21 protein-coding genes and 1 riboswitch are annotated in these 25,966 nt (G+C 69.6%); of the genes, 7 read left to right on the top strand and 14 right to left on the bottom strand.

Translation table 11 applies throughout. The features are described 5' to 3' along the window. Positions 1-24: 24 nt before the first annotated feature. The 4 genes from Q8K49_RS13825 to htpX form a co-directional block, all read right to left on the bottom strand. Positions 25-642 (bottom strand): hypothetical protein, encoded by a 618-nt coding sequence (locus Q8K49_RS13825; RefSeq protein ID WP_305306672.1) that lies wholly within the window; start codon positions 640-642, stop codon positions 25-27. A gap of 111 nt (positions 643-753) precedes the next feature. Further along, positions 754-1,203: a hypothetical protein gene (locus Q8K49_RS13820; RefSeq protein ID WP_305306671.1), complete on the bottom strand. Its 450-nt coding sequence runs from the start codon at positions 1,201-1,203 to the stop codon at positions 754-756. Positions 1,204-1,289: 86 nt separating this feature from the next. Continuing rightward, on the bottom strand, positions 1,290-2,522 hold the full coding sequence (locus Q8K49_RS13815) for an argininosuccinate synthase (RefSeq protein ID WP_305306670.1): 1,233 nt from the start codon (positions 2,520-2,522) through the stop codon (positions 1,290-1,292). Positions 2,523-2,618: 96 nt separating this feature from the next. After that, positions 2,619-3,575 (bottom strand): zinc metalloprotease HtpX, encoded by a 957-nt coding sequence (htpX, locus tag Q8K49_RS13810; protein WP_305306669.1) that lies wholly within the window; start codon positions 3,573-3,575, stop codon positions 2,619-2,621. Positions 3,576-3,662: 87 nt separating this feature from the next. On the opposite strand from htpX, the gene Q8K49_RS13805 reads away from it, so the two are divergent. From Q8K49_RS13805 to Q8K49_RS13795, 3 genes are all read left to right on the top strand, one after another. Then, complete coding sequence (locus Q8K49_RS13805; RefSeq protein WP_305306668.1) at positions 3,663-3,899, top strand: DUF1674 domain-containing protein; 237 nt, start codon at positions 3,663-3,665, stop codon at positions 3,897-3,899. 58 nt (positions 3,900-3,957) lie between these two features. After that, positions 3,958-4,491, top strand: coding sequence for a hypothetical protein (locus Q8K49_RS13800; protein WP_305306667.1), 534 nt, complete (start codon positions 3,958-3,960; stop codon positions 4,489-4,491). A gap of 137 nt (positions 4,492-4,628) precedes the next feature. After that, on the top strand, positions 4,629-5,537 hold the full coding sequence (locus Q8K49_RS13795) for a hypothetical protein (RefSeq protein ID WP_305306666.1): 909 nt from the start codon (positions 4,629-4,631) through the stop codon (positions 5,535-5,537). A 33-nt stretch (positions 5,538-5,570) separates the two neighbouring features. Here Q8K49_RS13795 and pyrF read toward each other — a convergent pair whose 3' ends face one another. After that, complete coding sequence (pyrF, locus tag Q8K49_RS13790; protein ID WP_305306767.1) at positions 5,571-6,287, bottom strand: orotidine-5'-phosphate decarboxylase; 717 nt, start codon at positions 6,285-6,287, stop codon at positions 5,571-5,573. Between the two features lie 104 nt (positions 6,288-6,391). Between pyrF and Q8K49_RS13785 the strand changes: the two genes are divergently transcribed. Beyond that, entirely contained in the window at positions 6,392-7,090 is a 699-nt protein-coding gene (locus Q8K49_RS13785; protein ID WP_305306665.1) for a MarC family protein, read from the top strand. A gap of 2 nt (positions 7,091-7,092) precedes the next feature. Here Q8K49_RS13785 and Q8K49_RS13780 read toward each other — a convergent pair whose 3' ends face one another. Genes Q8K49_RS13780 through Q8K49_RS13770 form a run of 3 tightly spaced genes read right to left on the bottom strand, consistent with a single transcriptional unit; the run spans position 7,093 to position 8,706 of the window. Next, complete coding sequence (locus Q8K49_RS13780; RefSeq protein WP_305306664.1) at positions 7,093-7,425, bottom strand: hypothetical protein; 333 nt, start codon at positions 7,423-7,425, stop codon at positions 7,093-7,095. After that, complete coding sequence (locus tag Q8K49_RS13775; protein WP_305306663.1) at positions 7,422-8,234, bottom strand: SDR family oxidoreductase; 813 nt, start codon at positions 8,232-8,234, stop codon at positions 7,422-7,424. The genes Q8K49_RS13780 and Q8K49_RS13775 overlap by 4 nt, the downstream gene beginning before the upstream one ends. A 1-nt stretch (position 8,235) precedes the next feature. After that, the gene (locus Q8K49_RS13770; RefSeq protein ID WP_305306662.1) at positions 8,236-8,706 is read right to left on the bottom strand and encodes an Rrf2 family transcriptional regulator; all 471 of its coding nucleotides are present in this window, start codon (positions 8,704-8,706) and stop codon (positions 8,236-8,238) included. Positions 8,707-8,914: 208 nt separating this feature from the next. On the opposite strand from Q8K49_RS13770, the gene Q8K49_RS13765 reads away from it, so the two are divergent. After that, entirely contained in the window at positions 8,915-10,903 is a 1,989-nt protein-coding gene (locus Q8K49_RS13765; protein ID WP_305306661.1) for a potassium transporter Kup, read from the top strand. A 47-nt stretch (positions 10,904-10,950) separates the two neighbouring features. Then, positions 10,951-12,312: an RsmB/NOP family class I SAM-dependent RNA methyltransferase gene (locus Q8K49_RS13760; protein WP_305306660.1), complete on the top strand. Its 1,362-nt coding sequence runs from the start codon at positions 10,951-10,953 to the stop codon at positions 12,310-12,312. Here Q8K49_RS13760 and trpS read toward each other — a convergent pair whose 3' ends face one another. From trpS to mutS, 4 genes are read right to left on the bottom strand one after another with little or no spacing between them, the layout of a single operon-like run. Next, the gene (trpS, locus tag Q8K49_RS13755) at positions 12,313-13,371 is read right to left on the bottom strand and encodes a tryptophan--tRNA ligase (RefSeq protein WP_305306659.1); all 1,059 of its coding nucleotides are present in this window, start codon (positions 13,369-13,371) and stop codon (positions 12,313-12,315) included. A 41-nt stretch (positions 13,372-13,412) separates the two neighbouring features. After that, positions 13,413-15,122 (bottom strand): murein biosynthesis integral membrane protein MurJ, encoded by a 1,710-nt coding sequence (gene murJ, locus Q8K49_RS13750; protein WP_305306658.1) that lies wholly within the window; start codon positions 15,120-15,122, stop codon positions 13,413-13,415. Positions 15,123-15,130: 8 nt separating this feature from the next. Next, a complete protein-coding gene (gene glnD, locus Q8K49_RS13745; RefSeq protein ID WP_305306657.1) occupies positions 15,131-17,821 on the bottom strand; it encodes a [protein-PII] uridylyltransferase in 2,691 nt (896 codons plus the stop codon). Then, the gene (mutS, locus tag Q8K49_RS13740) at positions 17,818-20,511 is read right to left on the bottom strand and encodes a DNA mismatch repair protein MutS (protein WP_305306656.1); all 2,694 of its coding nucleotides are present in this window, start codon (positions 20,509-20,511) and stop codon (positions 17,818-17,820) included. Before mutS ends, glnD begins: the two co-directional genes overlap by 4 nt. Before the next feature lie 88 nt (positions 20,512-20,599). After that, positions 20,600-20,800: riboswitch (cobalamin riboswitch) on the top strand. Positions 20,801-20,984: 184 nt separating this feature from the next. On the opposite strand from mutS, the gene Q8K49_RS13735 reads away from it, so the two are divergent. After that, positions 20,985-22,829 carry a TonB-dependent siderophore receptor gene (locus Q8K49_RS13735; RefSeq protein WP_305306655.1) on the top strand — a complete coding sequence of 615 codons (1,845 nt, stop codon included), beginning with the start codon at positions 20,985-20,987 and terminating at the stop codon, positions 22,827-22,829. Here the strand turns inward: Q8K49_RS13735 and Q8K49_RS13730 are convergent. Together Q8K49_RS13730 and recQ are read right to left on the bottom strand one after the other, a co-directional pair. Then, the gene (locus tag Q8K49_RS13730) at positions 22,813-23,703 is read right to left on the bottom strand and encodes an aldo/keto reductase (RefSeq protein ID WP_305306654.1); all 891 of its coding nucleotides are present in this window, start codon (positions 23,701-23,703) and stop codon (positions 22,813-22,815) included. The genes Q8K49_RS13735 and Q8K49_RS13730 overlap by 17 nt on opposite strands. A gap of 89 nt (positions 23,704-23,792) precedes the next feature. After that, a complete protein-coding gene (gene recQ, locus Q8K49_RS13725) occupies positions 23,793-25,685 on the bottom strand; it encodes a DNA helicase RecQ (RefSeq protein ID WP_305306653.1) in 1,893 nt (630 codons plus the stop codon). Positions 25,686-25,966 lie beyond the last annotated feature (281 nt).

Here is a 25,966-nt window from a genome sequence, read left to right as displayed (position 1 = left end):
TGTCGCTCAGGCGGCGACCGCGGGTCAGTCTTCGTCGGGCGTTTCGACCTCGTTCGGGGCTTGGGCGGATTCCGCCGCGGCTTCGTTGGCCTCCTCGACCGCAGCCTCGATCTCGCCCGGGATATCGTCCAGCGAATCCATGGCCTCGCCGAGGGCATACTCGGCCATCAGTCCGTAGGTGGCCATATGCTCGGGGTCGTTCGAGGCCCAGGCGCCGTTGGCGGCCATGTCGCGCGCGCCGGCCAGTGCGCCGGAGGCCTCGACCTCCGCGAGGGCCTCGGCGACGACCGCCTCGCTGTCTATTCCGGCCAAGGCCTCGGCGACGACCGCCTCAATGTCTATTCCGGCCAGGGCCTCGGCGGCGATGGCTGAGGCGTGTTCAGACACCACGGAGGTGAAGGCGGTCACGTCGGGCTGATACTCGGCCCAGAGGGCGGCGATGCGGACCTCGCGCTGGGCCTCGGTAAGGCTCGCATCCACGGAGATGGCTTCGGCGCGTTCGCCAAAGGCCTCCATCCGCGCCTCGAAGGCTTCGGCGGCGGCTTCGATCGCGTCTTCCGACGGGCCGCGCGCCTCGTCGGCGACGGCGGCTGACATCGGCAGCAGGGCGAGGGCGGCGGCGAGTGACAGGGCCTTGATCATGGCAGCGCTCCGTACGAAGTCGCCGCCAAGGTCCGACGAACGCTGTCCGGTCACAAGTGAAATCGCGGTAAGGCGGCGGGTCTGCGCCCGCCGACCTTCAGAATCAATGATTTACTGCGTCGCGGGCGTTGCGGCGCCGGCGGCGGCCTGAAGCAGTCCGGCCTTGATGGTCGCGGGCGCGCCCGTGATCTGACCGCGGATCATCGGACCCATCTGCGCCATCTGCGCCTGCTCCTCCGGCGGCATCACGGGCAGCTGGGAAGTGATGAAGGCGTCCAACTCATTGGCGAAGGCGTCGGCCTGCGGCTGATAGCGGACGGCGATCGCGTCCATGTCGGCGGTGGCCCTGGCCTGATCCGCGCCGGCGGCGGTCAGGGCGGTCTGCATCTCGCCCTGCATCGTAACCATGGCCTGCTGGAAGGCCTGCGCCCGGGCTTCGAACGCGGCTTCGGCCGGGGCTGCGGCGGCGGCGGCCGGGTCGGCGGCGGGTGCTTCCTGGGCGAAGGCAGGGGCCGAGAAAGCCAGAACGGCGGCGGCGGCGAGGGCGATACGAAGAGTCATGACAGGGTCCTGAAAAGGTCAGGGGAGCCCATGCTCCCGCTGACAAGGTGGCGCCGATCCCTCGAAAGCGCGAGGGGCCGGCAAATCTAGCCCCGGTCGCGCGCGTCGCGCTTGCCCAGAACCCGCAGGCGCAAGGCGTTCAGCTTGATGAAGCCGGCGGCGTCCTTCTGGTCATAGGCGACGGCGCCGTCCTCGAAGGTGACCAGTTCCTGGTCGTACAGGCTCTCGGCGCTCTCGCGGCCGATGACGGTCGCATTGCCCTTGTAGAGTTTGACGCGGACCGTGCCGGACACCTTGGTCTGGGAGTGGTCGATGGCGGCCTGAAGCATCTCGCGTTCGGGCGAGAACCAGAAGCCGTTGTAGACCAGATGGGCGTATTTGATCGCCAACTCGTCCTTCAGATGCATGGCCCCGCCGTCCAGGGTGATGGACTCGATGCCGCGGTGGGCGGCCAGCAGGATAGTCCCGCCGGGGGTCTCATAGACGCCGCGCGACTTCATGCCGACGAAGCGGTTCTCGACCAGGTCGAGGCGGCCGATGCCGTTGTCGTGGCCATACTGGTTCAGGGCGGTCAGCAGGGTCGCCGGCGACATCGCCTCGCCGTTGATCGAGACGGGATCGCCCTTTTCGAAGCCGATGGTGATGACGGCAGCCACGTCCGGCGCGTCCTCGGGGCTCAGGGTGCGCTGGTGCACGAATTCGGGGGCCTCGACCGACGGATCCTCCAGCACCTTGCCCTCGCTGGAGCTGTGCAGAAGGTTGGCGTCGACGCTGAACGGGGCCTCGCCGCGCTTGTCCTTGGCGATCGGGATCTGGTGTTTCTCGGCGAAGTCGAGCAGGTGTTCGCGGGACTTGAAGTCCCACTCGCGCCACGGGGCGATGACCCGGATGTCAGGCTCCAGCGCATAGTAGCCGAGCTCGAACCGGACCTGGTCGTTGCCCTTGCCGGTCGCCCCGTGACAGACGGCGTCCGCGCCAACCATGCGGGCGATCTCGATCTGGCGTTTGGCGATCAGAGGCCGCGCGATCGAGGTGCCGAGCAGATACTGGCCCTCGTACAGGGCGTTGGCCCGGAACATGGGGAAGACGTAGTCGCGAACGAATTCCTCGCGCAGGTCGTCGATGAAGATGTTCCCGGGCTTGATGCCCATCTTCAGGGCCTTCTCGCGCGCCGGCGCCAGTTCCTCGCCCTGGCCCAGATCGGCGGTGAAGGTCACGACCTCCGCCCCGTATTCGGTCTGCTGCCATGTCAGGATGATCGAGGTGTCCAGACCACCGGAATAGGCGAGGACGACCTTCTTGGGCGCAGTCTGGGTCATGACGGGTCTTTCGGCGAACGCGGGGAGGCGTCAGGGCGTGTGGGCGCGCTTAAAGGACCAGACGCCCCGCGATGCAAGGGCGGGAATGCGGCGGGGTCAACTCCACGGACCGCGAGGCTGGGACGGCGTGGTGGGCACGCTGGTCGAGGCCGGTCCCCGTGAGGTCTCCGCCATCGGCGCCCGGCGCGGGGCGACACCCATCTTCAATCCCAACTCCATCAGCGCCTTCACCCGGTTGCCGGTGGCCGGATGGGTCGAGAACAGGTTGTCGGCGCCGCGTCCGGCCAGCGGGTTGATGATGAACAACTGGCCCGAGGCCGGATTGCGTTCGGCGGTCGGATTGACGATCCGGCGGGCGTGGCCGTCGATCTTCTGAAGGGCCGAGGCCAGGGCTTGAGCGTCGCCGGCGATCTCCGCGCCGACGCGGTCGGCCTCGTATTCGCGGCCGCGGCTGATGGCCATCTGCACCAGGGCCGCGGCCATCGGCGCCAGGATCATCAGGGCGAGTGTCCCGATGATGCCGCCGGGCCGCTCGCGGTCGTCGCCGCCGCCGAAGAACAGGGCGAAATTGGCCAGGGCGGCGATGGCGCCGGCGACGGTGGCGGTCACCGTCATTGTCAGGGTGTCGCGGTTCTTCACATGGGCCAGTTCATGCGCCATCACCCCGCGGACCTCCTCGCGGGTCAGCATGTCCAACAGGCCCGTGGTGGCGCAGACGGCGGCGTTGGCCGGATTGCGGCCCGTGGCGAAGGCGTTGGGCTGGTCGTTGGGGATGATGGCGATGACCGGCCGCGGCAGGCCCGCATCGCGGGCCATCTGCACCACATCGGCGACATAGGTGCGGACCACGGCGTTGGGATGCTGTTCGTCGACCGGTTGGGCCCGGTACATCTTCAAGACGATCCTGTCGGCGTTCCAGTAGCTGAACAGGTTCATGCCGCCGGCGACGACGAGCGCAATCAGCATGCCGGTCGGTCCGCCGATCAGATAGCCGAGGCCGACGAACAGGGCGGTCAGGGCCGCCAGCAGGGTGAAGGTCTTGAGGTGGTTCATGGTCCGAAATATTCGATCGCAACTGGCGCATGACAGGCGAACCCCTCATGTGTGCGGATCAACGTCCGGGCTCAAGGCGAGGCTGCTGTGACCGATCATCCCACTCCCGAGGAAGCGACCCTGCCGGCCTTCAACGCTGACGTGCCCCACGCCACCCCGGAGCGACCCCTGATCGAGGCCGCGCGCCGCGCCCTCCTGGAGGCTGCGGAACGTCGCGCGGCGGAGGCGGACGCAGACCTGCCGCCGGAGCACGGCGGCCCGCGCGGGCCTGAGCCGACCCGCTACGGCGACTGGGAGAAAAAGGGTCTGGCCGTCGATTTCTGACGCGAGCGAACAAAGGCGGCCGAACGGCGTTAACCGTTTCATTCCAGGAGACGCCCCGATGATCCGCACTCTCGCCGCCGCGGCGGCCCTCGCCGCTCTCGCCCTCGCCGGCGCCGCCTCGGCCCAGACCTATGGTCAGCCGGTCTATCTCAACGCCTATGGACGGCCGGTCGGCGGCACGCCCCTGTCCGAGGTCGAGACCCGGTCCTATGTCGAGACGGGACGCTGGGCGGATGGATATTCGGACCGCCCGCGCGTCTATGTGCCCGCGCCCGGATACGGTCAGGGCTATGGAAGCTATGGCGCCGGTCACGACTACGGCTACGGCCACCGTTACGGCTACGGCCAGCGCTACGGCTACGGACGCGATGGCCACAGCTACGAGCGGGGACACAGCCGGTACGGCCATAGCCGGGGATACCGCCGCTACACCCATGGCCGCTACGACCCGCCGTCGCGGTCCGGCTATCGGGACGAATGGGGCTATAACGACGACCGCCCTCCCTCGGCCCAAGGCTGGTCATATGACCGGCGCGGACGGCGCGATGACCGCGATTGCGGCTGCGGCGACGTCTATCTCTACGACCGCTGAGCGGCCGACGTTGCGATCCGAAAGGTTAATTTAAGGGCCTCCGGGGGAAAGGCGGGCGCCTGGTTTCGCCCGCTCGGTGCAATCTGAACCCTTTATATTCCAGAAGCTTACAACGGCTCCAGATGGGAGTCCGCGTCATGCGAATGGTTAACCTTGCGGCCGCCGCCGTCCTTGCGATCCTTTTGGCGAGCCCCGCCCTGGCCGGAGACCCGCGCGACGGCGGCGGCCAATATGGCGGCGGCGGTCATCCGGCCGGAGGCGGCTGCGGTAGCGGCTGCGGAGGCGGCGGGCATCGGCCCCCGCCCTACACACCGCCGCCTCACGGCGGCGGTTACAACCGCAATATCAATGTGAACGTCAACGCCAACGCCAATTCGAACGCCTTCGCCGCCGCTTCGGCGGGTTCGTACTTCAACGCCCGAACCTATGACATGGGCGGCTTCCGGGGCGGCTTCCGGGGCGGCGGCTACGGCGGCGGCGCCGTCTATGTCGGCGGCGGTTATGGCGGGGACAGCGGCGGCTGCTACGGCGGATGCGGCGGCGCCATCTACAATGAACAGGTCTATGAGGGCCGCGCCTGCGCCAGCGCGCCGTTCGGCTATGTGGTCAACGGCTTCGGCCGTAATGCGCGGCGGGCGCCGGCCTGCGTGGCGAACAGCGGCGGGTGCCGCGACGACAGCGACCGCGGCGGCCGCTACGGCCACAGCGCACGCCACAGCTGCGGCGGCGGACGGCGGGAGGACTACCGCTACCAACAAGGCTCCTATAGCGCCTACGAAAGCCATGAGTCCTACGAGGAATATGAGGGTCGTTGCGGCGGTGGTTGCGGGGGCGGTCCCGATGTTGGGATCGGCGACTACGAGCGGGGCTATATCGACGGGCGCAACAGCTGCGGCGGCTGCGCCCCTGACGGCCCCGATGACGACCATGGCGGCGACGACTACGCCCCCTATCCGCCGCCTTACCAGTCGGAACCGCCCCGCTATGAGCCGCCGGCTCCGCCCGCGCGCCCTTACGAGCCGTCCCGGCCGCCTCGCCAGTACTAGAGCCAGGAGCCCGGCGAGCGGGGCTGACGGACTCTAGCGGGCGATCCCGTCGATCGATTCGACGATGGCCGAGGCCGCCAGCAAGGGGTTGTCCGCCCCGACCACCGGTCGCGCCACGACCAGATGGGTGGCTCCGGCCTCCAGAGCCGCGCGGGGTGTGGCCACCCGTTGTTGATCCCCCTTGTCCGCGCCCTCGGGCCGGACGCCGGGGGTGACGATCAGGAAGTCGGGCCGCCCCGCTTCATCGGCGATCTGGCGCACCCGCGCGGCCTCCAGCGGGCTTGAGACCACGCCGTCGACGCCGCAGTCCAGCGCCTGGCGCACCCGCCGCTCGACCAGATCGCCAGCCGAAAAGCCGTAGCCGATGTCGGTCAGGTCGGCGTCTGACAGGCTGGTCAGGACGGTGACGGCCAGGAGTTTTGTATCCGTCCCCGCCGCATCGCGCCCCTTGACCGCGCCGCGCATGACCTGGGGCTCGGCGTGGACGGTCAGCAGGTCGCAGCCGCCTTCGGCCACGGCGCGAGCGGCGCCCTCCACCTGGGCGCCGATGTCGTGCAGCTTCCAGTCCTGGAACACCGACTTGCCCGCCGTGCGCAGCGCGTGAGCGAAGGCGACCCCGCCGGGCCGGGCCAGCAGGGTCAGGCCGACCTTGTAGAAGCTGACCGTCGCGCCGAGGCGATCGACCATGGCCCGGGCGGCGTCGAGAGAGGTCAGGTCGAGGCCCACGATCAGGCGCGGGTCAGTCAGCACGGGGGTCATGGCGTCGCTCCTTTGGACCCGTTAGGACTGGACGCGCGCGCGGGCGTCAGCCTTGATGGGCTGCGGGTGGGTGAATTGCAGGGCGAGGGCAGCAAATGGACGCGGTCGATCTGGGCGTCAACCTGTTCGTGGCCCTGTTCGCCCTTGTGGACCCGATCGGCAATATCCCGATCTTCGCCGCGGCCACGGCCGGCGCCTCGATGCGCCAGCGGCTGTCGGTCTCGGCCCTGATCTGCATCTTTATCGTCGTCTTCCTGGCCTTCTTCTTCTTCACCGGCCTGGGCCTGCTGCAATTCTTCGGGATCTCACTGGCGGCCTTCCGCATCGCTGGCGGCATCCTGCTGCTGCTGCTCGGCCTGGACATGACGCGCGAGGACTTCCTCAAGATGTTCGCCGACGCCGATGCGGTGAAGGATGCGGCGGATGACAAGGGTTATGCTCGCCGGCGGTTCCAGCGCCTGGTCGTGCCCTTCGCCATGCCCCTGCTGATCGGGCCCGGCGCCATCTCGACCATCATCATCCAGGCCGGAGAGGCCGAGAAGGTCGGCCCCGCGGGCCAGGCGGCGGGCGTGGCGGCCATCGTCGCGGCGGGCCTCGCCACCTTCGTGGTTTTCACCCTGACGGGTCCGATCAGCCGGCTGCTCGGCGAGATCGGCATGGCCATCATCGTCAGAGTGCTGGGCCTGATCCTGTGCGCCCTGGCCATCCAGTTCATCCTCGCCGGCCTGTCGGAAGCCATCCCCGGAATGTTCAGCAGCATCGCCACGACGCCGTATCCGGAAGGTGGGCACTGATTTCAGGCCATCAACTTCGCAACGGCCCATGAGAGAAACAGGCAGACCGAGGGCACCATCCACGCGAAAAATTGGGCGACCGCGAGCCGCCTTGCCAGTCGCCTGACTTCAGGATTCTTGTGTCGGTACAGCGCAGGATTCCAGACGACCCAGCCATGATCTGAAGCCAGGAACACGTTCTTTCTGCCAGCGTCCGCCGATGAGGTTTCGCCCGGACTGACCCGTCGCGCGATCCGCCAGCCAACAAAAAGAGCCGCCGCGCGACCGCCGATGAACGAGACGACCGCCAATACGGCGCCAATGATCATGGCGGCGCTCGGCGAGAGCGCATTCATATCCGCTTCAGCCGTTTCGCGTGGCCGCCGACCATCCCCAGCGCGACCCGGTCAGGGAGATGTTTGGCCAAACCCGCCAGCAGATTGTTCATCGCTCCCGGCGTGACCTTCGGCCGGTTGGCCTCACAGGCCTCGTAGCCGACCCGCGCCACATGGTCGGCGGTCTGCCACATCCACGCCGGATAAGCTGAGGACACCTGTTCGCGGGTGCCGTTGGCGTCATGGAATTCGGTCAGGGTGTAGCCGGGGCACAGGGCGGTGACGTGGACCCCGGTCCCGCGCAGTTCCAGATGCAGGCCTTGTGAAGCCTTGATGAGGAAGGATTTGATCGGCCCGTACAGGGTGTCGCCGCCGGTCGCGGGCATCTGGCCGGCGAGGGAGGCGACGTTGAGGATGCGGCCGTAACCGCGCTCGACCATGGCCGGGGTGAACAGCCGCGCCAGCTCCACCGGGGCGGCCAGCATGACCTGGATCATGGCCCGGTGCGCCGCCGGATCGGTGTTGAGGAAGCCGTCTGTCCGGCTGAAGCCGGCGTTGTTGACCAGGCCGTCCACTGTCAGGCCTCGTTCGGCGACACCGTCGAACAGCCGGCGCGGGGCGGCGGAGCCAGTGAGGTCTTCGATTAGAACGGTAGACGCCGCGCCCATGCGGGCCAGCTCCTCAGCCAACACCCGCAGGGGCGCCTCACGCCGCGCCGTCAGGATCAGGTCCCAGCCCTTTTCGGCATAGACCCGCGTCAGGGCCGCTCCGATTCCGGCCGAGGCCCCGGTGATCAGCACGACCGGGCGCGGCCGCGAGGGCAGGCTCATCTCAGGCGGCGACCGGGCAGGACGGATGGGGTGCAAACCCCGCCAGCGACACCGGATTGTGGTCCAGCAGGTCGGCGATGGTGATCTTCGACAGGGCCAAGCCCGCGGCCTGGTCGGCGGCGGTCAGGGCCTTGGCTACCTGACGGGGGATGTGTTCGCTGACCGGGCAGCCCTTGGCGCCGGCGGGCGGCGAGCCGAGGTGGGCGCAGCCGTTGACGGCGCGCAGCACCGACTCCAGCGAAATGTCGTGCGGCTTATGCAGCAGCCAGGCCCCGCCCGAGGCGCCGGGACGGGTGGCGATCAGCCCGGCCTTGGCCAGCAGGGAGGTCACGCGGCGCACGACCACGGGATTGGTCGGGATCGAGGCGGCCAGAATCGCGCTCGGCACGGCCTGGGCCGGCGAGACGGCGCCCTTGTGGGCCAGATAGGCCAGGGCGTGGGCGGCGACGGGAAAACGTTGGCTGTCGGACATGGTTCTGGCTATCAAGATAGGCGCGTGGGACGGCATTCACAAACAGACATTCCACCGGCGCAAGGTCGACGATCCTTCGAGACCCCGCGATCCGGCGCGGTCCGGAACCTTCGCGCTTGCAGCACGATTGAACGGCCTGCGGAAAGGGCTTAAAGGCTCGCCGCTCTTTGGATGGGAACCGCGTTGTGCGGGGTCCCGGAGGAACTTCATGGCCGGGGCTTCTCCCCAAGGCGAAGACGGCCCCGCCGCCGCCGCCTCAAACTCCCAGAACCCCGCCGAAAAATCGGTCGCCCCGGCCCATCCGCACCCGGCGGCGGCCGGCGAGGGCGGCCACGTCAAGGCCGGCAAATGGGGCCTGATCATCGGCGCCATCGGCGTCGTGTTCGGCGACATCGGCACCAGCCCGCTCTACGCCCTGCGCGAGGCCATCGGCCACGCCCAGGACGGCGTCGGCGGCGACCTGGCCGTGATCGGCGTGGTCTCTCTGGCCTTCTGGGCGCTGATGATCGTGGTGACGTTTAAATACGTCATGTTCCTGATGCGGGCCGACAACAAGGGCGAGGGCGGCACCTTGGCGCTGATGGCCCTGGCCACCCACGCGGTGGGTCGACGGAGCGGCTTCATCTTCCTGCTCGGCGTTTGCGGCGCGGCATTGTTCTATGGCGACGGCATCATCACGCCGGCGATCTCGGTTCTGTCGGCCATCGAGGGCGTCAAGGACGCCCCCGGCGTCGGCGGAAAGCTGGATCCCTTCATCGTGCCGGTGTCAGCGGGCATCCTGATCGCCCTGTTTCTGGTCCAGGCGCGCGGGACCGCCGGCCTGGCCCGGTTCTTCGGCCCGATCACCGCCGTCTGGTTCCTCTGTCTGGGCGTGCTCGGCCTCATCCACATCTTCGACGACATCTCCATCCTGCGCGCCCTGTCGCCTCATTACGGCGTCCAGCTGCTGATCAACGACGGTTTCCTCGGCTTCATCATTCTGGGCAGCGTATTTCTGGCGGTGACCGGGGCGGAGGCGCTCTACGCCGACATGGGCCATTTCGGCAAAGCCCCGATCCGCATCGGCTGGGTGGGGTTCGTCCTGCCCTGCCTGACCCTGAACTACCTGGGCCAGGGCGCCCTGATCCTGTCCCACCCCGAGGCGGCGGAAAATCCGTTCTGGAACATGGTGCCGACGGTCGTCTACTGGCCGATGCTGGCGCTCGCCACGGCGGCGACCGTTATCGCCAGCCAGGCGGTCATCACCGGCGCCTTCTCGGTCACCCAGCAGGCGGTGCAGCTGGGCCTGCTGCCCCGCATCGAGATCAAGAACACCTCCGAGACCCAGGCCGGCCAGATCTATGTGCCCGCGGTCAACAACCTGTTGATGATCGGCGTGCTGGCCCTCCTGTTTGTGTTCCAGAGTTCGACCAACCTGACCGCCGCCTATGGCGTGGCGGTGACGGGGGTGATGCTGATCAATACCCTGATGGCGTATTCCGTCATCCGGCATAAGTGGAACTGGCCGGTTTGGGCCGTGCTTGCAGCGCTGATCCCGTTCGGCTTCATCGACTCGGTGTTCCTGACCTCCAACCTGTTGAAGATTCCGGACGGCGCATGGCTGCCGCTGGTGCTGGGCGCGGTGCTGATCCTGCTGATGTGGACCTGGGTGCGCGGCACCCAAATTCTGACTGACAAGACCCGCAAGGACAGCCTGGCGCTGGCCGACCTGATCGAGATGCTCCGTGCTCGTCCGCCGCACCGCGCGCCCGGTACTGCGATCTTCCTGACCTCGGACCCCGACGTCGCCCCGGTCGCCCTGATGCACAATCTCAAGCACAACAAGGTGCTGCACGAGAAGAACGTCATCCTGACCGTTCGCACCACCGACCGGCCGCGGGTGCCGGAAGGCCAGCGGGTGACGATCGAGCCGATCTCGGACGACTTCAAGAAGCTGACCATCTCCTACGGCTTCATGGAACAGCCCAATATACCCAAGGCGCTGGGGCTGTGCCGGAAACAGGGGCTGAGGTTCGACATCATGTCGACCAGCTTCTTCCTGGGCCGCCGCTCGGTGGTCGCCTCGGCCTCGCAGGGCATGCCGTTGTGGCAGGATCGTCTGTTCATCTTCCTGACCCGCAACGCCGCCAACCCGACCGACTTCTTCCACATCCCGCCGGGCCGGGTGGTCGAGTTGGGCACACAGGTGGTGGTTTGAGCCGCGGACCCGAGCAGGGGCGCAGCTCGGCCGCCCGCGGCCGCCGCATGGCCGACAAGGCCCGGGCTGGAACCCGGGCGCCGCGGCCCCCGAAGGTCGACCCGCGTGACGCCAATTCTGACCACGGGGGGGCCGACATCGGCGTCGAGGCCCGTCTGGCCGCCGGCGTGCTGCTGAACGCCGCCCTGGAAGGCCGCGGCGGGCTGGATACGGCGCTGTCGTTCCGCGAGGTCTCGGACCTGCCCGGGCCGGACCGCGCGTTCGCCCGCGCCGTGGCCATGGCCGCCTTGCGCCGGCTGGGCGAGATCGACCAGATTCTGGACCGCAAGCTGCAGAAGGGCCCGCCGCTGGCGGTGCGGACCATCTTGCGGGTGGCTCTGGCCCAGACGCTGGTGCTGGAGACCCCGGCCTTCGCGGCGGTATCGACGGCAGTGAAGCTGGCCGAGCGCGAGACCAAGACCCGCCCCTACAAGAACCTCGTCAACGCCGTCCTGCGCGGCATCGAGCGCGAAGGGCCGGGCTTGACCACGGCCGAGTCAAATCTGCCCGAATGGCTGGCCGCCCGCTGGCGCGCCACCTATGGCGAGGCCTCCCTGACCGGTCTGGCCCTCGCCGCCCGTGAGGAGCCTGCCACGGACCTCAGCCTCAAGCCCGAGGTTGACGCCGCCGCCCTCGCCGAGGCCGTGGATGGCGAGGTTCTGGCCGGGAATACCGTCCGCACCGGCCGCCGCGGCGACCTCGCGAGCTGGCCGGGATTCGACGACGGTATCTGGTGGGTTCAGGACGCCGCCGCCGCCGTACCGGTGCGCCTGCTGGCGCCGCAAGCCGGCGAGTCCATTGTTGACGTCTGCGCCGCGCCCGGCGGCAAGACCCTGCAACTGGCCGCCTCGGGCGCCTCGGTCGTGGCGCTGGACCGGTCGGCGCCGCGGCTGAAGCGGCTGACGGAAAATCTGGCGCGAACCGGCCTGTCCGCCGAGGTCGTCGCGGTTCCCGCCGAGGACTGGGACGACCCCCGTAACTTCGACGCCGTCCTGCTGGACGCCCCCTGCACCGCCACCGGCACCTTCCGCCGCAATCCGGAAGTCCTGCGCGCCACCAAGCCCGCCGACGTGGCCAAGCTGGCCGACGTGCAGCACCGTCTGCTCGACGCCGCCGCCGAACGGGTCAAGCCGGGCGGGCGGCTGGTCTATTGCGTCTGTTCGCTTGAGCGCGAAGAGGGCGAGACCCAGATCATCGCCTTCCTGCGCCGCAACCCGGCCTTCAAGACTGCCGTGGCCGATCCTGCCGCCGTCGGCGCCCCGACCGAGGCTCTGACGCCCGAGGGCTGGCTGCGCATCCTGCCGTCGATGTGGGCGGAAAAGGGCGGGCTGGACGGCTTCTTCATCGCCCGGCTGGACCGCGTCGGCTGATCAGGCGCGCCAGAAGCCCACGATCTTCTTCACCTCATCCACCACCGGATCGGCGATGGCGGCAGCGCGTTCGGCGCCGTCCTTGAGGACGCGGTCGATCTCGGTCGGATCGTTCATCAGCCGGCGCATTTCGGCGCTGACCGGGGCCATCGAAGCGACGGCGAGGTCGGCCAGCGCCGGCTTGAAGGCGCCGAACCCCTGACCCGCGAACCGGGCCAGCACGGCCTCGCGGCTCATGTCGGCGAGGGCGGCGTAGATGGTGACCAGGTTCTTCGCCTCGGCGCGGCCCTCGAGGCCTTCCAGCGTCTCGGGCAGGGCGTCGGGATCGGTGCGGGCCTTGCGGATCTTGGCCACGATGGTGTCGGCGTCGTCGGTCAGGTTGATGCGCGACTGGTCCGACGGATCGGATTTGGACATCTTGGCCATGCCGTCGCGCAGGCTCATGACCCGCGGCGCAGGCCCCTGGGTCAGGGGCTCGGGCAGGGGGAAGAAACCGGGCGCGTTGAAGTCGGTGTTGAACTTCTGGGCGATGTCGCGGGTCAGCTCCAGATGCTGTTTCTGGTCCTCGCCGGTCGGCACCTCGGTGGCCTTGTAGAGGAGGATGTCGGCGGCCTGGAGCACAGGGTAGGTGTAGAGTCCGACGGACGAGCGTTCCTTGTGCTTGCCCGACTTCTCCTTGAACTGGGTCATGCGGTCCAGCCAGCCGAGGCGGGCGACGCAGTTCAGGATCCAGGCCAGTTCGGAATGGGCCCGCACAGCCGACTGCGGCCAGATGATCGACCGCGCCGGGTCGAGGCCCGAGGCCAGATAGGCGGCGGCGATCTCGCGCGTCTGGGCGGTCAGCAGGGCCGGATCCTGCCAGACGGTGATGGCGTGCAGGTCGGCCACGAACAGGAAACAGGGCGCGCCTGTGTCCTGTAGCTGGGTGAACCGCTTCAGGGCGCCGAGATAGTTGCCCAGATGCAGGGCTCCGGAGGCCTGGATGCCCGACAGAACCCGGCGCGGGCCGGTATAGGCGGGAGCGGCGCGATCGGACAGGTCAGGAGTGGCGTCGGTCATGTCGAGGCGCAATGCCTGACCGACGCCCGGGGAGCAAGCCGTTACTTGGCGGTTCGCCGCAGCAGGCCCTTCACCTCGGCCGGGGTGATCGCCCGCGTGGCGAAGGCCAGAGCGACATAGACGACGCCGCCCAGACCGGTGACGAGCAGGAGGGCGGTCTCCTTGGCGCCGACGCCGACGCCGATCGTCCCGAGGATATCGGCCACCGGCGCCTCGATCCGGGACCGACTGGCGGCGGCCAGGCCGACGATCAGGGCCAGACCGGCCGCGGACAGGCCGATGCGGATCAGGCGCGACAAGGCCTGCGGGCTGGGTCGGTAGAGGTCCCGTCGCCACAAGGTCGCGGCCAGCAGGATCACATTGGTCCAGGCGGCCGCGGAAACCGCCGCCGCTATGCCCGCTATGCCCCAGCCGAGGTTGAACAGGCCGATCGCCAGAGCCGCATTCACCGCCACGGAAACAAGCGCGAAGATCATCGGCGTGCGCGTGTCCCGCCGGGCGAAGAAGGCCGGGGCGAGGATGCGGATCAGGACGAAGGCCGGCACGCCCCAGCCGAACTGCAACAGGGCGCGCGCGGTGTTGACGGCGTCGATCTGCAGGAATGCGCCGCGGGTGAACAGGGCGTCGATCAGGAAATAGGGCATGGCCATCAACGCCGCCGCCGCCGGCAGGGTCAGGGCCATGGACAGGGTCAGGGCCTCATCCATGGAGGCCTGCTGCTGGCCGTGATCCGCGGAAGCCACCGCGCGCGACAGGCGGGGCAGAAGGGCGATTCCGATGGCGACGCCAACGAGGCCCAGCGGCAGTTGGTAGAGACGGTCGGCCGTCGCCAGCCACGTCCGGCCTCCGGCCACGAAGCTGGACAGGTTGCCCGAGATGAAGACGTTGATCTGGGTCGCCGAGTTGCCGATCGCGGCGGGAATGGCGGTGATGATGATCGCCTTCACCGCCGGGGTCAGCCGCGGCAGGGCCAGACGGATGTCGGCGCCCGCGCGCCGCGCCGCCCACCAGCACAGGGCTGCCTGTGATACGCCCGCGACGAGCACCGCCCATGAGGCGGCGTAGGCCGCGCCGACCTGGCCGCCCTGGGCCGGGATCACCGCGGCCAGCATGATGACGTTGAGCAGAACCGGATAGGCGCCCGAGACGATGAACCGGCCGCGCGCGTTCAGCACGCCGCTGAGCAGGGCCGCCACCGCCATACAGGGCAGATAGGGCATGGTGATCTGGGTCAGGACGACCGCCAGCTTGAAGCGCGCCGGGTCGTCGAGGAAGCCGACATTGATCACGGCCATCAGCCAGGGCATGGCCAGCTGGGCGACAAGGGTCAGCGCCAGGGTGGCGAAGGCCACCGCCGCGAGGGCGTCCGTGGCGACCTTGTCCGCCACCGCCTCGCCCTCGGTTTCGAGGGTCCTGGCGTAGGCCGGCACGAAGGCGGCGGCGAAGGCCCCCTCGGCGAAGATGCGTCGGAACAGATTGGGGAAGTTCAGGGCGGTGTTGTAGGCATCCGCCGCCGGTCCGACTGATGCCCCCAGCGCGGCCGAAATGACGATGTCTCGCGCAAAGCCGGCGAGGCGGCTGACCAGTGTCAGGCCGCTGAAGATAGCCGAGGAGCGCATCATGCCGCCACCCTTGCGCGCGGTTGTGGCCGAAGCGGGCGGCTGGACCATGGGCTCGGTCGTCGCCGTGGCCGAAGGCACGGACGGCGCGGCCTCGATCGGTTCTGGTTCAGGGGCGGTTTTTTTGGCCATGTCAGCGCTTATCCTGCTTCCGGCGCGGGCGATACGGGGTCCGGCGCGGAACCGCGCCGACCCACTTCGGACACGTCGCGCAGGCTGGCCCGAACCGGGGCGGACAGCCGGGTTCCGGCTCGGTCCACGCGGTCGAGAACGGCCTCGAGTTGAAGCCGCAGCCGCTCCAGCTTCGGCCCCGACTTCGGTTTCCGGCCTTTCGGATCAGTGACGTAGAAGCTGTCCACCGCCCGCTCGCCGAAGCCGGCGATATGGGCCGACCGGATCGACAGACCGTTGTCGGCGAGGACGCGGGCGAGGTCGGCCAGCAGACCCGGCCGGTCGGCGCCGGACACCTCGACCACGGCGGCGTCGGGGTTTTCGTCCAGGTCGACGATAGCCGTGGGCCGGACGTCGAAGGCGGCGCGGCGCGGGCTGGGCGCGGCCGCCGGGGCCGAGGCGATTCGGGCTCCGCCGCGGGCAGCAACCTCCAGCGCGGCGATCAATCGGGTCAGGCGGCGCGGCTCGGCCTGGCCATAAGGAGCGCCGCCGCCGTCCTGAAGCTCGAACACATCCAGCGCCGTCCCGTCCCCGGCGGTCGCCACCCGGGCCCCGACGACATCGGCTCCAGCGGCGGCCAGTGCGCCCGCCAGATCGACGAACAGGCCGGGCCGGTCGCGCGCGGCGACGGCGACGCGGGTGGCGGCGTATTCCTCCGCCTCGTTCCCGGGCGCCGTCAGGGCCTCGACCGCCGCGCCGTTCCACCGGGCGCGGGCCACCAGTTCGGGATAGTCGTCCAGCGGATCGGCGTGGGCCACGTCCTCACCGCGGAACACGCCTTCGGTGCGTTGGTACAGGTCGCGGATCAGCCCGCCCTTCCAGGCGTTCCAGACGCCCGGCCCGACGGCGCGGATGTCGGCCACGGTCAGGATCAGCAGTGTCCGCAACCGCTCCGGATCGCCGACGAGCCGGGTGAAGGCGCGGACGGTCGCCGGGTCCGAGATATCGCGCTTCTGGGCGTAGTCGCTGAGCGACAGGTGGTTGCGCACCAGCCAGACCACAAACTCGGTCCGGCGTGGGTCGAGGCCAAGCCGGTCGCAGGCCCGCCTGGCCGCGATGGCCCCGTCCTCCAGCTGGCCCCGGTCACCGCCCTTGCCGACGTCGTGGAGCAGCATGGCCAGCATCAGCGCTTCGAAATCGTCGATGCGGTGGACGATCTCGGTCGAGGACGGATGCTCGGCCTTCAGCTTGCCGCGCCAGATGTCGTTGATGATGCCGATGGCCTGCAAGGTGTGCTCGTCGACCGTATAGGCGTGGTACATGTTGAACTGGGTCTGGCCAACGATCCGTCCCCATTCGGGCAGGAACCGGCCCAGCAGACCGGTCTCGTTCATCAGCGTCAGGACCCGATAGGGTCGCTGGCCATGGGCCAGGATGTCGAGGAAGGCGCGGGTCGCCTCGGGATCGCGGCGCAGCGACGGGGTGACCAGCGACAACGACCGGCTGACCGCTGAAAAGGCGTCCGGGTGCAGGTCCAGATCGTGCTCGTCCGCCGTACGGAACAGCATCAGCAGCTTCTCGGGCGCGGCGGCGAACACCTCAGGCCCCTTGACCGACAGGCGGCCGGCGTCCTCGGTGAAGCCCTCGACCCCAAGCTTGCGTTTGCGCCCCGGGATCAGCCGCGACAGGCTCATCGTCGGCTTCTGCTGGCGCGCCTCCAGCTTGGCCGACATGGCGCGGGTCAGGGCGCCGACGTCGCGGGCGACGAGGAAATAGCGTCGCATGAACCGCTCGACCGCAGGCTCGTCACCGCGCCCGCGCCAGCCCATGCGCCGCGCGACCTCGGGCTGGAGGTCGAAGGTCAGCTTTTCCTCCGGCCGTCCCGCGGTAAGATGCAGATGGGCGCGGACCCGCCAAAGAAAGTCGAAGGATTCCTCAAAGGTGCGCCGTTCGCGCGCGGTCAGCAGGTCGTCCATCACCCGCGCGCCCAGCGGGCTGTCCGGCGCCAGCGACCGCGCGATCCAGAACAGGGTGTTGAGGTCGCGCAGGCCGCCCTTACCGTCCTTGACGTTGGGTTCGACCCGGTAGCGGACGGCGCCGGATTTCTGGTGGCGAACATCGCGCTCCGCCAGCTTGGCGGCGATGAAGGGCCGGGGATCGGCCTTGACCACCTGGGCGCGGAAGCGGGCGATGAAGTCGGCGGCCAGTTTCTCGTCGCCCGCCAGCGGCCGCGCTTCCAGCAGGGCGGTGCGCACGGTCATGTCTGATTTCGCCAGGGCCAGGCATTCGTCGACCGACCGCGCCGACTGGCCGACCTTCACGCCGAGATCCCACAGGACGTAGAGCATGAACTCGATCACCTGTTCGGTGCGCGGGATCGGCTTCCACGGGCGCAGGAACAACAGGTCCAGGTCCGAAAAGGGCGCCAGCACACCACGGCCGTAACCCCCGACCGCAATCAGGGTCAGCCGCTCCGCCTCGCTGGGATTGGCGGCGGGATAGAGGGTTTCGGTGGTGAGCCGCCACAGGGCCGTGAGCAGGTCGTCGGCGGCGGTGGAATAGAGCCGGGCGACCTCGACCCCCTCGCCTCCGGCCTCGAGACGGCGGGCGGTGCGCGCGCGGGCGGCGTCCCAGGACTCCTTCAGGATCGCCGCGACGGCCTTGCGCACGTCGGGCGCGGACGCGGCCTCGATCAGCCGGTCGTCGAGGGACGCGGTCACCGGCGGCCCAGACCCTTGAGCCGGTAGAGGGTTTCCAGCGCCTCGCGCGGCGACAGCTCGTCCGGCTCGATGGCCTGCAGCGCGTCTTCTACGGCGGACGAACGCGGCGAGGGCGCGGGTTCCGCCATCGCGAATAGGGGGAGGTCGTCGAGGCTGATCGCGGCGGCCTTCTCGCCTTCCAGCCGGTCCAGCACCTCGCGGGCGCGGCTGACGACGGCGGCGGGCACGCCGGCCAGCTTGGCCACCTGCACGCCATAGGATCGGTCGGCGGCGCCGGGTCGGGCCTCATGCAGGAAGACGAGATCGCCGTTCCATTCCCGCGCCGCCATCGACAGATTGCAGACATGGGCCAGCCGCGTCTCCAGCCCCGCCAGCTCGTGATAGTGGGTGGCGAACAGGGTGCGGGCGCGGTTGCGGTCGTGCAGGGCCTCGGTCACAGCCCAGGCGATGGCCAGACCGTCATAGGTGGCGGTGCCGCGCCCGATCTCGTCCAGCACCACGAAGCTGCGGTCCGTGGCCTGGGTCAGGATGGCGGCGGTCTCGACCATCTCGGTCATGAAGGTGGAGCGGCCGCGGGCCAGGTCGTCGCCGGCGCCGACCCTGGAGAACAATCGGTCCACGACGCCCAGCCGCATGGCCTTCGCGGGCACGAAGGCTCCGGCCTGGGCCAGCACGACCAGAAGGGCATTCTGGCGCAGGAAGGTCGACTTGCCGGCCATGTTCGGCCCGGTGACGATCGACAGTCGCGAAGCGGCGGCGCCCGATCCGTCCAGTTTGCAGTCGTTGGGCGTATAGGGATCGCCCTGCGCCTTCACGGCCGCTTCAACCACGGGATGGCGGCCGGCGGTGATCTCGAAACAGACGCTGCCGTCGACGGTGGGACGGACGGCGCCCACTTCTTCGGCCCATTCGGCGAGGGCGGAGTGGGCGTCCAGTTCGGCAAGGGCCTCGGCCACGGCCTGAAGCGGCCGGGCCAGCGACTGGACCGTGCGCCGCCACGTCTCGAAGGTCTCGCCCTCGATGGCCAGGGCGCGGTAGCCGGCCTGGCTGATCTTAGCGTCGAGTTCGGACAGTTCGACGGTGGTGAAACGAACCTGATTGGCGAGGGTCTGACGGTGGATGAAGGGGCTTTCGCCGGATGGCCTCAACAGGGGTTCGGCGGCCTTGGCGCTGGTCTCGAGAAAGTAGCCGAGCACCGCGTTGTGGCGCACCTTGAACGGCACCCCGGCCTCGGCGACGGCGCGGGCCTCAAGGTCGGCGACGACCCGGCGGCTGTCGTCGCGCAGGCGGCGGGCTTCTTCCAGTTCGGGGCGGTAGCCGGCCGAGACGAAGCCGCCGTCGCGGGCCAGATGCGGCGGCTCGGCGACCAGACCCTCGGCCAGATCGACCCGCAGCCGGCCGAGATCGGGCGACAGCGTCAGCCGGTCCAGGCAGGCGGCGATGCGGGCGGGCGGGCCGGTCAGCGGATCGCGGGCGGGCGGGAACAGACCGGCGATGGCCTCGGCGATCGACAGGCCGGTGCGGATGGCGGCGAGGTCGCGCGGTCCGCCGCGGCCCAGCACCAGCCGGGAGGTGGCGCGGGCGACGTCCGACGAGGCGCGCAGGCCCTCGCGCAGATCGCGGCGCAGGTCGCGGCGCTCCAGCAGCCATTCGACGGCGTCGAGTCCATGGGTGATGGCCGTGGTGTCGCGCAGCGGCCGGGCGATCCGCTCTGCCAGGGCCCGGGCCCCGCCCGAGGTGACGGTGCGGTCGATACAGGCCAGCAGCGAACCCTCGCGCTCCCCGCGCTGGGTGCGGTCGATCTCGAGGCTGAGGCGGGTGGCCGGGTCGATGGCGAGAAAGCCGCTGTCGCCCGAGCGGCGCGGCGGCGACAGGGCGGGGATCTTCCCGGCCTGGGTCGTCTCCAGATAGGCGGCAATCAGGCCGAGGGCCGAAACCTCGGCCTCCTCGAAGGCGCCGAAACCGTCCAGGGAGGCGACGCCGTACAGCCGCTCGACCCGGACCCGGGCGCCGGCCGGTTCGGCCAGGGCCTGAGGCAGGGCCTGGACCACGCCGCCGGACCCGTCGAGCGCGGCCTTGGTCGCCGCGTCCGAGAACAGCCGGTCGGGGACCAGCACTTCGGACGGTCGGAACGAGGCGAGCGTCGCGCCGAGGTCTTCCAGCGAACAGGCGACGGCGTCGACTGACCCCGCCGACAGTTCGACCACGGCGACGGCGGCGCGGCCCTTGCGCACGGAGACAGCGGCCAGCCGGTTGGCGCCGCGCGCGTCCAGCAGGCTGTCCTCGGTCAGGGTGCCGGGGGTGACGACGCGGACGATGTCGCGGTGGACCACGGCCTTGGAACCGCGCTTGCGCGCCTCGGCCGGGGCTTCCAGCTGTTCGCAGATAGCGGCTTTGAACCCCTGCCGGATCAGCCGCGCCAGATAGCCGTCCAGCGCATGCACCGGCACCCCGGCCATGGGGATGTCCTCGCCTTGGTGCTTGCCGCGTTTGGTCAGGGTGATGCCCAGGGCCCTGGAGGCGATCTCGGCGTCCTTGAAGAACAGCTCGTAGAAATCGCCCATCCGGAAGAAGACAATGGCGTCCGGCTGGGCCGCCTTGGCCGCCAGGAACTGCGCCATGACCGGCGTCGTCCCCTCGCTGGACGGGACCGCGTCGGCTTTCGGAGGGTGGACGAGGGGGGCGTTCATGAGAGCGCCGCAAGGTGAAGGATTGCGGGCTGCGCCTCAAGCGTCTTGCGCAAGCTGTGCTGCACTGCGACAAGTCCGGCAGGCGGTTAAGGGAACGCGGTCAGACACCGCGGCTGTGCCCGCAACTGTAGGCGGCGAGGCCGTCGTTCGATCCGGGGAGCGATCCCCGGCGCCACTGGGCAACCGGGAAGGCGAGAGCGGCGGGGTCAGCTTAGGCTGGCCAAAGGCGCTAAGCCCGGGTCTTCGACCCGAGCCGCGTTTGGCCTGTGACCCGCAAGCCAGGAAACCTGGCCGCCGACGTCGCTCGTCCGCTGTCCGGGACCAGACAGAGGCGTGGGGCCAACCCTTTCGCAGCTGCGGAAGCTGTTCCGTCGAAGCGACCCGACCCAAGCGCCGCGCCCCGTCCGGGGCCGGGTCGGTCGCTTTCACACGCCCCCGCGCAGCGCCAGCGCGGCGGAGACGGAGATCTGCGCATGACACGATCCATTCTGTACGCCACGGCCGCCGCCGTGCTGTTTCCCCTGTCCGCCCACGCCCAGGAGCCGAATGAGCCGGACGCAACCCTTCCCGAGGTGGTGGTCACCGCGACCCGCCTGCCGGCCATCGTCGCCGACACGCCCGGCGCCCGGGTCATCGACCGCGCGGCCATCGAGCAGCGCGGGGCGGTGTTCGCCGCCGACATCCTGAGCGACATCCCCGGCCTGTCGGTGGTGAGGTCCGGCGCCTTCGGCGGCGTCGCCCAGGTGCGGATGCGCGGGGCCTCGCCCGGCAAGACCCTGGTGCTGATCGACGGCGTGCCGGTCAATGACCCGGCCGACATCAGCGGATCCTTCGACTTCGCCGCCTTCGACCTGGGCGAGATCGAGCGGATCGAGGTGTTAAGCGGACCACAGTCGTCGCTTTGGGGTTCGGACGCCATCGGCGGCGTGATCGCCTTCACCACGCGCGAGACCGATGGTGTGCGACTGGAAGCCGAGGCGGGAAGCTATGACACCGTTCGTGGTCGGCTGGCGTTGGGAACCGCCAATGAGACCTGGGCCGCGAGCGGCTATGTCTCCCGGGTGCGGACCGACGGCATCTCGGCCGCCGACGAGGCCGACGGCAACCCCGAGGCCGACGGCGTCGAGGCGACGACCGTGGGCGGAAAGGTCCGCTACGCCCTGACCTCGGTCGCGACTGTCGATGCCGCGGCCCGCTGGTCGAAGAGCGAGGGCGACATAGACGGTTCGCCGCCCCCGGATTTCACGCCCGGCGACACGCCCGATTTCACCCTGACCGAGCAATGGTCAGGGTTCGTGCGCCTGTCGCTGGCCGCCCTGGGCCTTGAGCACCAGTTCAGCGTGGCGGCATCGGACATCTCGCGCGACAACGACGGCCAGTTTGCCTCGCAATTCGATGCTGACCGCCTGGTCTATCGGTGGCAGGCCGCAGGCAGCGTTTGGGACCAGAGGCTGGACTATACGTTCGGGGCGGAGCGCGAGGACACGGCGGGCACGGTCTCGACCGGCGAGGACGTCGACCTTGGCACGACTTCGGCTTTCGCGGTCGCGCGTGTCGAGCCTGCCGCAGCCCTGAGTGTCACCGCCGGGCTGCGGTGGGACGATACTGACGATTTCGGGTCCGAGGTCACCGGTCGCCTGTCCGCAGCCTATGATCTGCCGCGGGGGTTCATCCTGTCGGCCGCCTACGGCACGGGATTCAAGGCGCCTTCAATCAATCAGTCCGTCTGTGACTACTGCTTCGCCGCCGTCCCGTTCCCCGAACTCTCGCCGGAGACGGCCGACAGCGTCGAGGGGGCGCTCGGCTGGGGTTCGGCGGACGGACGGTTCGACGGGCGGCTGACGGTCTATCGTTTGAAGGTGGAAGACCAGATCACCTACGTCTTCGATCCGGTGACCTTCGACGCCTTTTATGTCAACGTTGCCGCGACGCGCACGGACGGGGTCGAGGTGGAGGGCCGCGCGGTGCTGCCCGCCGGCTTCGATTTGACCGTCGCCTATGCTTACACCGACGCAGTCGACGAGACCACAGGCACCCGCTTGTTACGGATACCGGAGCACGCCGGTTCGGCCACCCTCGGATGGGCGGGCGAGCGGGTATCGGGTGCGTTGACCGTTCGGGCGGAGGGCGACCAGCCCGACGCCTTCGGGTTGAGAGAAAGCTTCGTCACGGCCAATCTGACGTCAGCTTACAAGCTGACGGAGGCCGTTACCCTGACGGCGCGGATCGAGAACCTGACGGACGAACGCTATCAGCAGGTGTTCGGCTACGGCGAGCCGGGCCGGTCCGGCTATGTCGGGATCAGGCTGCGCTACTGATCCTGCGGGGGCCGGCGGCGATCGTCGCCGGCTCCAGCTGCAGGGACGCCCAGTCCAGCGCAGGTGTCGCCGCGTGCGCTGCGGCGACGACGGCGCGCAGCTCGGCGGCCGAGGCGATGCTGGCGACCACGGCGGACACCTCGGGCAGGCCCATGGCGTAGGCCAGGGTCGCCTGCATCGGATCGACGCGGGCCTCGGCCAGGCGGCGGCGGATGCGCGACAGGGTCGGGGCGTGCCGGTGCATCTCGAGCGGCAGAGCCTCGCCGCTCATGAACAGCAGGCCCTGAGCGAACACCGAGGCGGCATGAATGGCCACGTCGAGCGCCGCCAGGTCGGCGAGGACGCCGGAATGCTGGGCGCGCTGGTCAAGCAGGTTGCAGCGCAGCTGGACCACATCCGGCTTGAAGCGGCGGGCCAGCAGGGCCGGGCCGTCCTCGATCGTGGCGCAGAAACCGATGCGCCGATACAGGCCCCGGTCCTTCAGGGCCAGCAGGCGGTCCCACAAAGCGCGGCCCTCGGCGCCGGCCAGATCCGCGGCGGCGGAAACCAGCAACAGGTCGCCGCGTGGCAGGCCGAGACGTTCCAGCGAGCGGCGCGCGCGGGCCTCGACCCGGTCGACGCCGTCGCTGACGGTTACCGTTCGTACCGAGACGTGGAAGGGGGAAGGGAAGGGCCAGGCTTGACCCAGCCAGCGTTCGCCGTCGCCGTCGGGCCTGGTCGCGACCCGGGCGACGCCGGAATCAGCGGCGGTCTGGAGCAGCAGACGCAGGGATTCCTCACGCGCGCCGGCAGGCGCGGGGATGGCGCGGTCGGGCTGGTGCACGACGGCCAGGGCCAGTTTGTCGATCGGGGACGGGGCGCGGCTCGGGATCACCGCAGGACTGTGACGGCGAAAGTTTAAGGCCCCCCTTCCGAGACCTTGCACGAAGCTTAACCGGCGAACCGCGGTTTCGGTCCACAGACTCAGCCGGGAGCCTGCCGCAGGGCCTCCAGCACGCCCTTGCCGTAGCGGTCCAGCCTGGTCTGGCCGACGCCGGAGATGTGGCCGAGGCGGTCAAGATCGCCGGGTTCGGCGAGGGCGATCTCCAGCAGGGTCTTGTCCTGGAAGATGACATAGGGCGGGACATGCTGTTCGGCGGCGCGGTCGCGGCGCCAGGCGCGCAGGGTCTCGAACCGGGCGCGGACATCGGCGTCCAGGTTCTCGAGCGCGGCGTTGCGGCCGGTACGGGTGCGTTCGCGGGGGGCGGAGGCGGCGCGAGCGGCGGCGCGGCGGACCTCGACCCCCCGCTCGCCGCGATAGACGGCGCGCACGGCCCCGGGGTCGCCCAGCCGGACCAGCGGCTTGCCCTCGTTGGGATCCTCGACCAGCAGGCCCTCGAACATCAGGTGATCGATGATGTCGCGCCATGTGTGCTGGCCCGTATCGGCGCCGATGGCCCAGGTCGACAGGGCCGTCTCCCACGGCTGGACGTCCTTCGTCTTGCCCAGCAGGTGGTCGATGACCCGGGTCTTGCCGAAGCGCTCACCCAGCCGCTGCACGGCGGCGAGGGCCTTCTGGGCCGGGACGGTGGCGTCGAAGACGGCGGGCGGGTCGAGGCACAGGTCGCAGACGCCGCACCGTTCGGCGCCCTCCTCGCCGAAATAGCGGCGCACCGTCCGGGCGCGGCAGGCGGCGCCGTCCAGCATGGCGAACAGCTGGCGCGCCTTCCTGACCTGCACCGCCTTGACCTCTTCGGCCATGGGGCGGCCGTCCAGCCGCTTGAGCGTCCAGGCGATGTCGGACGGACCGTAGAGGGTGATGCCGTCGGCCGGTTCGCCATCGCGCCCGGCGCGGCCGATCTCCTGCCAGTAGGCCTCGAGCGAGCCGGGCGGGTCGGCGTGGATGACGAAGCGGACATCAGCCTTGTCCACTCCCATGCCGAAGGCGATGGTCGCCACCATCACCGCCCCGTCCTCGGCCAGAAAACGCTCCAGTCGCCGGTCGCGGTCGCGGGCCTCCATGCCGGCGTGATAGGCGATGGCGTTGGTCCCGGCGTCGCGCAGGGCCTGGGCCACCCGCTCGCAGCCGTCGCGGCTGCCGCAATAGACCACGCCCGACTTGCCGCGCCGCTGACGGACCAGATCGATCACGGCGGCGTCGGTCTTCGCCCGCGAGGCGGTCTCCTTGGGGATGGCCGAAAGCTGCAGATTGGGCCGGGCGAAACTGTCGACCACGACCCTGGCGCCCTCCAGCCGCAACGAGCGGACGATGTCGTCGCGCGTACGGGCGTCGGCGGTGGCGGTCACCGCGATGCGCGGCACGCCAGGGAAGAGTTCGGCCAGCCGGCCCAGCGTGCGGTAGTCGGGGCGGAAGTCATGGCCCCATTGCGAGACACAGTGGGCCTCGTCGATGGCGATCAGCGACAGCGGCAGATCGTGGAGCCGGTCAATCAGATGCGGCTGGGCCAGGCCTTCGGGCGAGACGTAGAGCAGGTCCAGCTCGCCGGCCCGGGCCTGCCGCCAGATCTCCGAGCGGTCGTCCATCGACACGCCGGAATCCAGACGCGCCGCCGCCACCCCCTGCTGCTTCAGCGCCTCGACCTGATCGGTCATCAGGGCGATCAGCGGTGAGACGACCAACCCCAGGCCGGGCCGCAGCATGGCGGGAATCTGGTAGCAGACCGACTTGCCGCCGCCGGTCGGCAGCACGGCGACGACGTCGCGGCCCGCGAGAATTTCCGTCACCACCTCGGCCTGAAGCCCGCGGAAGTCGCCGTGGCCCCAGACCCGCTCCAGCGTGGCGCGGGCGTCGGCGAGCGTCGGCGCGGACGGTGCGGTGAGGGTCGAGTCGGCGAGCATCGCGGCCTTGTGCCTCATTTGTTCCGGCCTGTCAGTCGGGAAGGCTATCTTTGTGGGGCCGCGGTCGTCGATCTCCCTCCCCACTTCGGGGGAGGGTGGTCGCGAAGCGACCGGGTGGGGAAGTGTGAAGCCGGGCGCCGGCGGTGCGGGACTGGCGTTCCCCACCCGGGCTCGCCAGAGGCTCGCCCGTCGTCGGATTGGCTCCGCCAATCCATCCTCCACTCCCCATGAAGGGGAGGGAGAAGGTTTGGCGCATGACTCATCGCCGCTTCAGGCGAAGCGGTTGAGATGGGAAGGGC

Origin of the sequence: Brevundimonas sp., assembly GCF_030682035.1 — a bacterium.
In the GTDB taxonomy this organism is placed as follows: Bacteria; Pseudomonadota; Alphaproteobacteria; order Caulobacterales; family Caulobacteraceae; genus Brevundimonas.
This window is presented reverse-complemented; position numbering and strand designations above follow the sequence as displayed.